General features: G+C 71.9%; 10 protein-coding genes. 9 read left to right on the forward strand and 1 reads right to left on the reverse strand.

Translation table 11 applies throughout. The features are described from left to right. The 5 genes from ACFVQG_RS00005 to ACFVQG_RS00025 all read left to right on the forward strand — a co-directional run. Positions 1–690: alpha-glucosidase C-terminal domain-containing protein (locus ACFVQG_RS00005; protein WP_383374952.1), on the forward strand; the 690-nt coding region annotated here is incomplete at its 5' end. Beyond that, positions 687–2,405: a maltose alpha-D-glucosyltransferase gene (gene treS, locus ACFVQG_RS00010; RefSeq protein ID WP_383374954.1), complete on the forward strand. Its 1,719-nt coding sequence runs from the start codon at positions 687–689 to the stop codon at positions 2,403–2,405. The genes ACFVQG_RS00005 and treS, both read left to right, overlap by 4 nt. Positions 2,406–2,433: 28 nt before the next feature. Next, a complete protein-coding gene (locus ACFVQG_RS00015; protein ID WP_383376470.1) occupies positions 2,434–3,861 on the forward strand; it encodes a maltokinase in 1,428 nt (475 codons plus the stop codon). 4 nt (positions 3,862–3,865) lie between these two features. Next, the gene (glgB, locus tag ACFVQG_RS00020; protein ID WP_383374956.1) at positions 3,866–6,094 is read left to right on the forward strand and encodes a 1,4-alpha-glucan branching enzyme; all 2,229 of its coding nucleotides are present in this window, start codon (positions 3,866–3,868) and stop codon (positions 6,092–6,094) included. Between the two features lie 48 nt (positions 6,095–6,142). After that, a complete protein-coding gene (locus ACFVQG_RS00025; RefSeq protein WP_383374958.1) occupies positions 6,143–7,231 on the forward strand; it encodes a glutamate--cysteine ligase in 1,089 nt (362 codons plus the stop codon). An 83-nt stretch (positions 7,232–7,314) separates the two neighbouring features. Here ACFVQG_RS00025 and ACFVQG_RS00030 read toward each other — a convergent pair whose 3' ends face one another. Then, complete coding sequence (locus ACFVQG_RS00030) at positions 7,315–7,548, reverse strand: DUF6480 family protein (RefSeq protein ID WP_383376472.1); 234 nt, start codon at positions 7,546–7,548, stop codon at positions 7,315–7,317. Positions 7,549–7,714: 166 nt separating this feature from the next. On the opposite strand from ACFVQG_RS00030, the gene ACFVQG_RS00035 reads away from it, so the two are divergent. From ACFVQG_RS00035 to ACFVQG_RS00050, 4 genes are all read left to right on the forward strand, one after another. Further along, positions 7,715–9,622: an AMP-dependent synthetase/ligase gene (locus ACFVQG_RS00035; protein ID WP_383374960.1), complete on the forward strand. Its 1,908-nt coding sequence runs from the start codon at positions 7,715–7,717 to the stop codon at positions 9,620–9,622. Positions 9,623–9,776: 154 nt separating this feature from the next. Next, positions 9,777–10,211, forward strand: a complete 435-nt coding sequence (locus ACFVQG_RS00040; protein WP_383374964.1) for an ATP-binding protein — start codon at positions 9,777–9,779, stop codon at positions 10,209–10,211. Between the two features lie 75 nt (positions 10,212–10,286). Continuing rightward, positions 10,287–10,688 carry an STAS domain-containing protein gene (locus ACFVQG_RS00045; protein ID WP_383374966.1) on the forward strand — a complete coding sequence of 134 codons (402 nt, stop codon included), beginning with the start codon at positions 10,287–10,289 and terminating at the stop codon, positions 10,686–10,688. 82 nt (positions 10,689–10,770) lie between these two features. Next, positions 10,771–12,147 carry an NAD(P)/FAD-dependent oxidoreductase gene (locus tag ACFVQG_RS00050; protein ID WP_383374968.1) on the forward strand — a complete coding sequence of 459 codons (1,377 nt, stop codon included), beginning with the start codon at positions 10,771–10,773 and terminating at the stop codon, positions 12,145–12,147. Positions 12,148–12,265: the final 118 nt, after the last annotated feature.

Below are 12,265 nucleotides of genomic sequence, written 5' to 3' on the forward strand. Positions count from 1 at the left end.
ACCTGGCGCAACGACAAGCGGGAGCTGACGGAGTACCTGACGGAGCTGGCGGGGGAGACGGCGGCGTACATGCGGCCGAACCTCTTCGTCAACACACCCGACATCCTGCACGCCTACCTCCAGCACGGCGGGCGCCCCGCCTTCGAGGTCCGCGCGGTCCTCGCGGCCACCCTCTCACCCACCTGGGGGATCTACTCCGGCTACGAGCTGTGTGAGAACAAGCCCCTGAAGGACGGCAGCGAGGAGTACCTCGACTCGGAGAAGTACCAGCTCAGGCCGAGGGACTGGGAGGCCGCCGAACGCGACGGCGCCACGATCACCCCGCTGATCACCCGCCTCAACTCCCTCCGGCGCGCCCATCCCGCGCTGCGGCAGCTGCGCAACCTACGCTTCCACGGCACCGACAACGACGCGGTGCTGGCGTACAGCAAGCGGACGGGCGACGACACGGTTCTGGTGGTCGTCAACCTCGACCCCCACCACACCCAGGAGGCCACGGTCTCGTTGGACATGCCGCAGCTCGGCCTGGACTGGCACTCGCCCATGGCCGTACACGACGAACTCACCGGTGACACCTACCAGTGGGCCAGCAGCACCAACTACGTACGTCTGGAGCCCGGCCGGGCCCCGGCCCATGTGTTCCTTGTCCGCCCAGCGGCACGACGGTTCGGGGGGGCGGCGGCGTCATGATGGTGAACAAGCCCGTACCTGACACCTTCGAGGACACCCCCGCCCAGGACCGGGACCCCGACTGGTTCAAACGCGCCGTCTTCTACGAGGTGCTCGTCCGCTCCTTCCAGGACAGCAACGGCGACGGCGTCGGCGACCTGAAGGGCCTGACCTCGAAGCTGGACTACCTCCAGTGGCTGGGCGTGGACTGCCTGTGGCTGCCGCCGTTCTTCAAGTCGCCGCTGCGGGACGGCGGGTACGACGTGTCCGACTACACGGCGGTGCTGCCGGAGTTCGGTGACCTCGCCGACTTCGTGGAGTTCGTGGACGCGGCCCACCAGCGCGGTATGCGGGTGATCATCGACTTCGTCATGAACCACACCAGCGACCAGCACCCGTGGTTCCAGGAGTCGCGCAAGGACCCGGACGGCCCGTACGGCGACTACTACATGTGGGCGGACGACGACAAGCAGTACCAGGACGCCCGGATCATCTTCGTCGACACCGAGGCCTCGAACTGGACCTTCGACCCGGTGCGCAAGCAGTACTTCTTCCACCGGTTCTTCTCCCACCAGCCGGACCTCAACTACGAGAACCCGGCCGTCCAGGAGGAGATGCTGGCCGCCCTCCGCTTCTGGCTGGACCTCGGCGTGGACGGCTTCCGCCTGGACGCGGTGCCCTACCTGTACGCCGAGGAGGACACCAACTGCGAGAACCTCCCGGCCACCCACGAGTTCCTCAAGCGGGTCCGGCGCGAGATCGACGCGCTGTATCCCGACACGGTGCTGCTGGCGGAGGCCAACCAGTGGCCGGAGGACGTGGTCGACTACTTCGGCGACTACTCCTCCGGCGGCGACGAGTGCCACATGGCGTTCCACTTCCCCGTCATGCCGCGCATCTTCATGGCGGTACGCAGGGAGTCCCGCTACCCGGTCTCGGAGATCCTGGCCAAGACCCCGGCCATCCCGTCCGGCTGCCAGTGGGGCATCTTCCTGCGCAACCACGACGAGCTGACGCTCGAGATGGTCACCGACGAAGAACGCGACTACATGTACGCGGAGTACGCCAAGGACCCGCGCATGCGCGCCAACATCGGCATCCGCCGCCGTCTGGCGCCCCTGCTGGACAACGACCGGCACACCATCGAACTGTTCTCCGCGCTGCTGCTGTCGCTGCCGGGCTCGCCGATCCTGTACTACGGCGACGAGATCGGCATGGGCGACAACATCTGGCTCGGCGACCGCGACGCCGTCCGCACCCCCATGCAGTGGACGCCGGACCGCAACGCGGGCTTCTCCACGTGTGATCCGGGCCGCCTCTCGCTGCCCACGATCATGGACCCGGTCTACGGCTACCAGGTCACCAATGTCGAGGCGTCGATGGCGTCGCCCTCGTCGCTGCTGCACTGGACCCGCCGGATGATCGAGATCCGCAAGCAGAACCCCGCCTTCGGACTGGGCTCGTACACCGAACTCCAGTCCTCCAACCCGGCGGTCCTCGCCTTCCTCAGGGAGTACGAGGACGACCTGGTGCTCTGTGTGAACAACTTCGCCCGCTTCGCCCAGCCCACCGAGCTGGACCTGCGGGAGTTCGCCGGACGGCACCCGGTCGAGCTGTTCGGCGGGGTGCGGTTCCCGGCCATCGGCGAACTGCCGTATCTGCTGACCCTCGGGGGCCACGGCTTCTACTGGTTCCGGCTCGTCCGAGTCGCATCCCGCATCGGCCGCCGACTGTGAGCGTGCGCCGAGGAAAGGACGCGTGACCATGCCGAAGACCGCCTCCCTGCATCCGAGCGGCACCGGTGCGGGCCAGCAGCGGCTGGCCTCGCTGGGCGAACTGCTCAGGGACTGGCTGCCGCATCAGCGCTGGTTCGCGGGTAAGCACATGCCGGTCACGGACTTGCGTCTGCTGTCCATGACCGAGCTGTATCCCGGGTGTCTGCACCTGCTGGTGCACACCGGCCACACCGGCACGCGCGCCGATCCCACGGGCGTGCTCTCCGGGAACCCGGGCCCCGCCGCCCCCGCGGGCGGTGTGCCCGCTCCGGGCGGCACTCCCCCGGCCGGTGACTGCTACCAGCTCCTCATCGGCATCCAGCAGCATCTGTCGCCCCGCCTCGGCCGGGCCCTGATCGGGCGGGCGGACGTCGGTCCGCTGGCCGGGATGGCGGTCTACGACGCCTTCCAGGACCCCCGGTCGGCGCATCTGCTCCTGGAGCGGCTGCGGCACCCGGGCGCCCTCGGCCCACTGCGCTTCGAGGCCGACCCGGACAAGCCGGTGCCCGCCGCGCTGGCCCCACGGCTACTGGACGCCGAGCAGTCCAACTCCTCGCTGGTCTACGGCGATGAGTTCATCCTGAAGGTGTTCCGGCGCATCCAGCCCGGCGTCAACCCGGACCTGGAGGTGCCGGTCGCGCTGGCCGCGCAAGGCTGCGCGCGGGTCCCGGCGCCCGTCGCCTGGTTCCGCACCACCCAGCCGCAGGAGGCCACCCTCGGCGTCCTCCAGCCGTTCCTGCCCGACGCCTCCGACGGCTGGACGCTGGCCCTGCACGCCCTGGCCACCGGGGACGACTACACCGCGCAGGCGCATGAGCTGGGCCGGGCCACCGCCGACGTCCACCTCGCGCTGGCCGCCGCGTTCCCGTCCGGGGGCCGCGGGGAGACCGGCCGGACGGCCGCCGCGATGATCGAGCGGCTGGACGCCGCCGCGCTCAGCGTGCCCGCGCTGCGGCCGTACGTGCCGGGGCTGCGGAACGCGTTCAGCGCGCTGACGGCCTGCGATCCCGGGCCGCCCGCCCAGCGCATCCACGGCGATCTGCACCTCGGTCAGATGCTGTGGGCGGGACGGGACTGGTTCGTCATCGACTTCGAGGGCGAACCGTCCCGGCCGCTCGCCGAACGGCGCAGCGCCCACTCCCCGGTCCGTGACATCGCGGGCATGCTGCGCTCCTTCGACTACGCCGCCCGCCAGCGCCACCCCTGGCGCCCGCAGTGGGCGCGCCGCTGCCGCGAGGCCTACTGCGCGGGCTATGCCGCCCGCGCGGGCTGGGACCCGCGTGCCAAGCACGGCCTGCTCCGCGCCTACGAGACGGACCGTGCCGTGTACGAAGTGCTCTACGAAGCCAGGCACCGCCCGGACTGGCTCCCCGTACCGATGGCGGCGATCGAACGACTCGCCGTGAGAGGAGACTGACGCCGTGGCTCTGCGCGACGACACCCTGATCCCCGAGCCGTCCGCACCACGGGCGCACGGGGCCGCCCCGCCGCTGGAGGCGGCGGACCGCGGGCGCCTGCTGGCGGGCGCCCACCACGATCCGCACGCGCTGCTCGGCGCCCATCCGGTGCCCGGCGGGATGGTCGCCGTACGGACGCTGCGCCCGTTCGCCGACGCCGTGCACGTGGTGGTCGACGGCGAGCGCACCCCCCTGGTCTCGGAGGGCGACGGGCTGTTCTCCGTCGTGCTGGCGCTGGCCGAGGTCCCGTCGTACACGCTGGTGGTGCGGTACGGGGACGACGAGCAGGAGGTGCACGACCCGTACCGGCTGCCGCCCTCGATCGGGGACCTCGATCTGCATCTGATCCGGGAGGGGCGGCACGAGGAGCTGTGGAAGGCACTCGGCGCCGAGCCGATGACGCACCAGGGCCTGACCGGCACCCGGTTCACGGTGTGGGCGCCGAACGCGCAGGGGGTGCGGGTCGCCGCGGACTTCTGTCACTGGGACGGGACGGCGTTCCCGATGCGGTCGATGGGCGCGTCCGGGGTGTGGGAGCTGTTCCTGCCCGGCGTCGGTGAGGGCACGCGGTACAAGTTCGAGATCCACTCCCGCTACGGCCACCGGTTCCTGAAGATCGACCCGATGGCGCGGCGCACCGAGGCCCCGCCGGACACGGCGTCCGTGGTGATGGCGTCCCACCACGAGTGGGGCGACGGCGACTGGATGGCGCACCGCGCGGACCGGCCGGTGCACGAGGCGCCGTTCTCGGTGTACGAGGTGCACCTGCCGTCGTGGCGGGCGGGGCTCGGCTACCGGGAGCTGGCCGAGGAGTTGCCGCGGTACGTCAGGGACCTCGGGTTCACGCACGTGGAGCTGATGCCGGTCGCCGAGCACCCCTTCGGCGGCTCCTGGGGCTACCAGGTCACCGGCTTCTACGCGCCGACCGCGCGGCTGGGCACCCCGGACGACTTCCGCTACCTGGTCGACCGCCTCCACCAGGCGGGCATCGGCGTGATCATGGACTGGGTACCGGCGCACTTCCCCAAGGACGACTGGGCGCTGGCCCGCTACGACGGGGATCCGCTGTACGAGCCCGGGGACTCGCGGCGCGCGGAGCACCCGGACTGGGGGACGTACGAGTTCGACCTCGGGCGGACCGAGGTGCGCAACTTCCTCGTCGCGAACGCCGTGTACTGGTGCGAGGAGTTCCACATCGACGGCCTGCGCGTGGACGCGGTGGCCTCGATGCTCTACCTCGACTACTCGCGCGAGGACGGCCAGTGGGCCGCGAACGAGTACGGCGGCCGGGAGGACCTGGCGGCGATGCGGTTCCTCCAGGAGATGAACGCCACCGTGTACCGGCGGGCGCCGGGCGTGGTGACGATCGCCGAGGAGTCCACCGCGTGGGGCGGGGTGACCAAGCCGACCGACTGCGGCGGCCTGGGCTTCGGGCTGAAGTGGAACATGGGCTGGATGCACGACTCGCTGGAGTACATGAGCAAGGAGCCGGTGCACCGCAAGTACCACCACCACGAGATGACCTTCTCGATGATCTACGCCTACAGCGAGAACTACGTGCTGCCGATCTCCCACGACGAGGTCGTGCACGGCAAGCAGGCGCTGGTCACCAAGATGCCCGGCGACTGGTGGCAGCGGCGCGCCAACCACCGCGCCTACCTCGGCTACATGTGGGCGCACCCCGGCAAGCAACTGCTGTTCATGGGGCAGGAGTTCGCCCAGGGCGGGGAGTTCTCGGAGGCGCACGGCCCCGAGTGGTGGCTGCTGGATCCCGGGTACGTCGCCCGGGGCGACCACGAAGGGGTGCGGGACCTGGTCCGCGATCTCAACGCGCGGTACCGGGCCACCCCGGCGCTGTGGGAGCGCGACACCCGGCCGGAGGGCTTCCAGTGGGTGGAGTGCAACGCCGCCGACGACAACGTCTTCGCCTTCCTGCGCTACGACGCGGCGGGCAACCCGCTGCTCGCGGTGTCCAACTTCTCCCCCGTGGTCCGGCACGACTACCGGCTGGGCGTGCCCGACGACGTCCCCGCCTGGGCGGAGACCCTCAACACCGACGCCGCGCGCTACGGCGGCGGCGAGGTGACCAGCCCCGGCCCGCTCAAGCCGGAGCGGATCGAGTGGCACGGCCGTCCGACGAGCATCGCCCTGACCCTGCCGCCGCTGGCCACGGTGTGGCTGGAGCCGGTGTAGTCCGTTCTCCACAGGTGTTCGAACCGGCTTCCGGGGCAGTCGGAGAAGGTGCGTACTGTCGGAGTGGAAGAGGAACTCCTCCTGGTCGATCCAGAGACGGGGGAACCACAAGCAAGGTCTGCCGCGGTCCTGGCCCGCGCCTCGCACGAGGACGCGGGCCAGGAGGTGTTCGAGAAGGAACTGCACGAGCAGATGCTGGAGTTCGCCACGCATCCGCAGTCCTCGATGGCGGACCTGGGCGCGGAGATCGTCCGCTGCCGCACCGAGGCCGCCCGGCACGCCGGGGAGATCGGCTGCGCGGTCGCGGCGCTCGCCACCTCACCGCTGCCGGTGAGCCCGGCGGTGGGCACCAACCGCCGCTATCAGTGGATGGCCGAGGAGTACGGCATCGCCACCCATGAGCAGCTCGTGTGCGGCTGTCATGTGCATGTTGCCGTGGAGTCCGACGAGGAAGGCGTCGCGGTCATCGACCGGATCCGGCCCTGGCTGGCGGTCCTGGCCGCGCTGAGCGCCAACTCGCCGTTCTGGCAGGCCAAGGACACCAGCTACAGCAGTTACCGCAGCCGGGTGTGGCAGCGCTGGCCGTCGGCCGGGCCTACGGAGGTCTTCGGCTCCGCCGCGGAGTACGAGCGCCGGGTCGCGGACATGCTGGCCACCGGCACCATCCTCGACGACGCGATGGTCTACTTCGACGCCCGGCTCTCCCGGCGCTATCCGACGGTGGAGATCCGGGTGGCGGACGTGTGTCTGCACGCGTCCACCCCCGTGCTGATCGCCACCCTTGCCCGGGGGCTGGTGGAGACCGCAGCGCGGGAGTGGCGGGCGGGCCGGGCGCCGGTGGACCACAGCGTGAGCCTGCTCCGGCTGGCCGACTGGCGGGCCGCCCGCTCGGGGCTGACCGGGGAGCTGCTGCACCCGGCGACGATGCGGCCCGCGCCCGCGCGGGACGTGGTGCGGGACCTCGTCGGCCACGTCGCCGAGGCGCTCGCCGACAGCGGCGACCTGGAGCGCGCCCGCGACGGCTGCGCCGCACTGCTGCGCCGCGGCAACGGCGCCCGGGTGCAGCGCGAGCTGCTGGAGCGCACGGGCAGCCTGCGGGACGTCGTCGTCGAGTGCGTGCGGCACACCCAGGCGTAACCCGCGGACGGTCCCGGTCCTGGTCCTGGTCCTGGTCCCGGTCCCGGCCCTGGTCCCGGCCCTGGTCCCGGTCCCGGTCCCGGTCACAGGATCAGGGTCAGGCCGTACGCCAGGAAGAAGGCCGCGACCAGCACCACGAGGACGAGGATCAGCGTCAGCGGTGCCTTGGCCCAGCCCTTGGGCGGGTTGTGGGTCTCCCGGGGTCCGGCCTCGGGCATGCTGCTCTCCGCGGGCGGGGTCTCGCCCGGGGGGACCGAGCCGCCCGGTTCCAGGCCGGTGGAGCGCTCGGGTTCGGGGTCTGGACTGATGTGCGTCATGCGCTCCGAGTCCCCCGAACCGGCCCAGGTCATGAGCGATTCGATCACCAATGGGTAGCACTTCTCGGATCCGGTCACCATCCGCTCGCGCCTCCACTAGATTCGAGCAGCGCCGATGACTCTGCTCGTCGGTTCCGTCACAGCCCGTACCCCACAGGAGCAGCGCATGCGCGACTTCGCCCTCGCTCCCCCGGCCGTCACACCGCTGACCTGTGGGCTCGCCGACAGCGTCTTCGACAGGGCGGAGCGCAACCCCACCCTGCCCGTGCTCGCCCGGCGCTCCGGCCCCGACGCGACGGTCTGGGAGGAGGTCACCGCCGTGGAACTGCGCGACCAGGTGGTGGACCTGGCGAAAGGGCTGATCGCCTCCGGGATCACGCCCGGCATGCGGGTGGCGGTGATGGCGCGCACCCGGTACGAGTGGACGGCCCTCAGCTACGCGCTGTGGGCGGTCGGGGCGGAGGTCGTGCCCATCTATCCGACCTCCTCGCGGGAGCAGGTCGAGTGGATCCTGCGGGACGCCGCCTGCGTGGGTGTCGTCGTGGAGGACGAGCACGGCGTGATGACGGTCGGCTCGGTGTGCGACGGGCTGCCCCGGCTGCGGCACGTGTGGCAGCTGGACGCGGGCGCCCTGGACCATCTGGTCGGCCGGGGCGAGTACGTGCCGATCGCCACCGTGGAGTCGCTGCGCAGGATCGTGCTCCCGGACTCCACCGCGGTCGTCGCCTACACCTCCGGCACTTCGGGCCGCCCGCTCGGGTGCGCGCTGAGCCACCGCGGGCTGGCGAGCGTCTGCGACACCCTGCTCACCGGCTGGGGGCACACCGCGGCCGCGCCGGGCGAGCAGGGCGCCGTCCTGGCCTTCCTGCCCTTCTCCCATGTGTACGGGCTGATGATCCAGGGCCTGTGTCTGCGTGGCGGGCTGCTGATGGGCCATGAACCCGACATGAGCGAGCAGACGATGGCGTCGGCGCTGCGCTCCTTCCGGCCCACCTACTTCTACGGCGTGCCGTCCGTCTTCGAGAAGCTCTACAAGAATTTCCTGCGGGCGGCGCAGCAGGCGGGCCGCGGCGCCCTGTTCGAGCGGGCCGCCGAGACGGCGCGCGCGTTCGCGGCGGCCACCGAGCGGCAGCGGCTGGGCCGCGGCACGGGTCCCGGTCTCGAGCTGCGGGTGCAGCACGCCCTGTACGAGCGCACGGTGTACCGGCGGCTGCGGGACGCGCTGGGCGGCCGGGTGCGCCGGGCCACCTCGGGCGGCTCCCCGCTCAGCCGCGAACTGTCCCTCTTCTACGAGGGCATCGGCATCTACGTCCATGACGGCTACGGGCTGACGGAAACCTGCGGCGGGGTCACCATGCAGCCGCTGGGCCGGGAGAAGTCGGGGACGGTGGGCCAGGTGCTGCCGGGCATGGAGCTGCGGGTGGCCTCGGACGGGGAGATCCTGGTGCGCGGCCCGTCGGTGTTCCAGGGGTATGTCGGCGACGACGCGGCGACCCGGGCGGCGCTGCGGGGCGGCTGGCTGGCCACCGGCGATCTGGGGCACCTGGACGACGAGGGCTATCTGGCGATCACCGGCCGCAAGAAGGACGTCATCATCACCAGCAGCGGCAAGAGCGTTGCCCCGGCCGCGCTGGAGCAGCGGCTGCGGATGCATCCGCTCGTGCACCAGGCGGTGGTCGTGGGCGACAACCGGCCGTGCGTGGGGGCGCTGATCACGCTGGACCCGGAGTTCCTGGCGCACTGGCGGGCGGCGCTGGCGCTGCCGGGCGACGCGCCGAGCCGGGAGGCGCGGGAGGAGAACGCGCTGCGCGAGGAGATCGCGCGGGCGGTGGCGATGGCCAACAGCGTGGTGTCGCGGCAGGAGTCCATCCGGGTGTTCCGGGTGCTGCCCGCCCCGTTCGACGTGGCCAGCGGGCTGCTGACGCCGTCGATGAAACTGCGCCGGGACGCCATCGTGGCGCACTACGCGGACGAGATCGACGCCATGTACGAGTCCCGGTCGCGCCCGGCGCGGCTGGCCACGCCGCCGGAGGACCCGGCGTACTGGGACGACCCGGACGACGTGTTCCGCTGAGCACCGGTGCGCGGGGGTTCGCTCCACCGAGCGGCGGACGCGTAGCCCGCGCGCCACCGGGAACTCGCGTCGGTGTCACCACAAGGACGAGGGGGCGCCGCCCTGCCGCTACGAGGGTCGGGGCGGTTCCGCTGACGGTGAGCGGGAAGGTGAGATGTCAACCGAGCCGCGTTGGGACGAGACACTGGCCACGCAGGGAATGCCGATCCGCACCGCCACGTTCGCGGGTGAGCCGCAGGACGTGACGGGCGCGCGGCTTGCCGCGGAGCGGTTCCTGCGGGAACTGGCCCGTGTCTCGCCGCCCGCCGCGCCCGAGTGCTGGCACGACATCCTGCTGGTGGTGGACGAGCTGGCGGCCAACGCGGTGCAGTTCGCGCCGGGCCCGTTCCGGCTCCTGCTGCGCCGGACGTTCGACGGGGTGCACATCGCCCTGCACGACACCAGCACCACGGTGCCCCGGCCGCGTCCGTTCGACCCGGGCGAGGGCGGTGGCGGCATCGGCTGGCACCTGGTCCACACGCTCTGCGACCAGGTCAGCGTGGTCACCCACGACGACGGCAAGGACGTGCACGTCTTCCTCCCGTGGTGATCGATCCGGATACCTCGGGGAATCGGGGGTAAGCGGAGGCGCAGCCCGCATCCGTACCGACCCGGGAGGTTTCCCGTGACCCTGGCCGAGAACCCGCTGTCCGTCGAGGTCGCCCTGGTCCGCGACGATGTCGCCCTCGTGAAGGTGGCCGGGCATCTGGACGTGGACACCGCAACCGAGTTCCAGGCCCAGCTGGCCAATCAGCTGCACCACGGCCGACGGCACTTCCTGCTCGACCTGTCCGAGGTCCCGTTCATGGACTCGTCCGGCATGAACATCATCCTGCGGGTGTACCAGGAGACCCGCGGTCTGGACGGTGTCGTCCAGGTCATCGACCCCGTCCCGGCGGTGCGCCGGGTGCTGGAGCTGACCGGCGTCAGCATCACCGTGCCAATCTCGGCGGACGTCGAGGAGGCCCTCGCGCTCATCGACCGCCGGGCCGGGGCCGCGCCGGAGGTGTCCGCGCCGGAGGGCTGAGCCCGGCCGTCGCACCGCCTGCCGCGCCCGACTGGCGGAACGGCTCCGGGCGCGGTGGGATCGTCCTGGAGCCGCAGAAGGGATGGACACCGTGACACGACCCAGGATCCTGGTGGTGGGCGCAGGCTTCGCCGGAGTGGGGTGCGTCCGCCGGCTGGAACGCCGACTCGCCCCGAACGAGGCCGACGTCACCCTGGTGACGCCGTCCTCCTACCAGCTCTATCTGCCCCTGCTGCCCCAGGTCGCCTCCGGGGTGCTGACCCCGCAGTCGATCGCCCTGTCACTGCGCCGCAGCCGCAGGTACCGCACCCGGATCATCCCCGGCGGGGCGATCGGCGTGGACCTGAAGGCGAAGGTCTGCGTGATCCGCACGATCACCGGCCGGATCGTCGACGAGCCGTACGACTACATCGTGCTGGCCCCCGGCAGCGTCACCCGCACCTTCGACATCCCGGGGCTGACCGACAACGCCTTCGGCCTGAAGACGCTCGCCGAGGCCGCGTACATCCGCGACCACGTCATCTCGCAGCTGGACCTCGCCGACGCCAGCCAGGACCCGGCCGAGCGGGCGTCCCGGCTCCAGTTCGTGGTGGTCGGCGGCGGCTACGCGGGCACCGAGACGGCGGCCTGTCTGCACCGGCTGACGTACAACGCGGTACGGCGCTATCCGCGGCTCGACCCGGGCCTGATCAAGTGGCATCTGATCGACATCGCCCCGAAGCTGATGCCGGAGCTGGGCGAGAAGCTGGGCGGCAGCGCCCAGGAGATCCTGCGCCGCCGGGGCATCGAGATCTCGCTGGGGGTGTCCATCGAGAAGGCGGGCCCCGAGGAGGTCACCTTCACCGACGGACGGGTGGTCCCCACCCGCACCCTGATCTGGACCGCCGGGGTGGTGGCGAGCCCGCTGATCGGCACGCTGGGCGCGGAGACCGTGCGCGGGCGGCTCGCGGTCACCCCGGAGATGAGCCTGCCGGGACAGGACGGGGTGTTCGCGCTCGGCGACGCCGCCGCGGTGCCGGACCTCGACAAGGGCGAGGAGGGCGCCGTCTGCCCGCCCACCGCCCAGCACGCGACCCGGCAAGGCAAGCTCGTCGCCGACAACGTCCTCGCCACCCTGCGCGGGGAGCCGCCCCGCCCGTACCACCACCGGGACCTGGGGCTGGTCGTGGACCTGGGCGGCCGGGACGCGGTGTCCAAGCCGCTGGGCGTGGAGCTGCGCGGGCTGCCCGCGCAGGCGGTGGCGCGCGGCTACCACTGGTCGGCGCTGCGCACCAACGTCGCCAAGACCCGGGTGCTGACCAACTGGGCGCTGAACGCCGTCGCGGGCGACGATTTCGTCCGCACCGGCTTCCAGGCCCGCAAGCCCGCCAAGCTGAAGGACTTCGAGTACACCGACGCCTACATGACGCCGGACGAAGTGGCGGAGCACGTGGGGCGTACGGCGCGCGGGGAGACCTGAGCGGGCGCGGGGGGCCCCCCGCCCCCGGGGGGCCCCCCCCGCCGCCCCCCCGGGCCGGCCCCCCGGGCGGGGGGCCGGGGCCCCGCGCCCCCGCCCGGGCCCCCGCCCCCAACCCGAA

It is taken from the genome of Streptomyces sp. NPDC057877 (assembly GCF_042796855.1).
GTDB lineage: Bacteria > Actinomycetota > Actinomycetes > Streptomycetales > Streptomycetaceae > Streptomyces.

Excerpts from the sequence above, each read along its gene's own strand:
- ACFVQG_RS00040 (WP_383374964.1), top strand. The coding sequence starts at position 9,777 with ATGTCAACCGAGCCGCGTTGGGACGAGACACTGGCCACGCAGGGAATG.
- ACFVQG_RS00050 (WP_383374968.1), top strand. The coding sequence starts at position 10,771 with ATGGACACCGTGACACGACCCAGGATCCTGGTGGTGGGCGCAGGCTTC.
- treS (WP_383374954.1), top strand. The coding sequence starts at position 687 with ATGATGGTGAACAAGCCCGTACCTGACACCTTCGAGGACACCCCCGCC.
- ACFVQG_RS00035 (WP_383374960.1), top strand. The coding sequence starts at position 7,715 with ATGCGCGACTTCGCCCTCGCTCCCCCGGCCGTCACACCGCTGACCTGT.
- ACFVQG_RS00030 (WP_383376472.1), bottom strand. The coding sequence starts at position 7,548 with ATGACGCACATCAGTCCAGACCCCGAACCCGAGCGCTCCACCGGCCTG.
- ACFVQG_RS00015 (WP_383376470.1), top strand. The coding sequence starts at position 2,434 with ATGCCGAAGACCGCCTCCCTGCATCCGAGCGGCACCGGTGCGGGCCAG.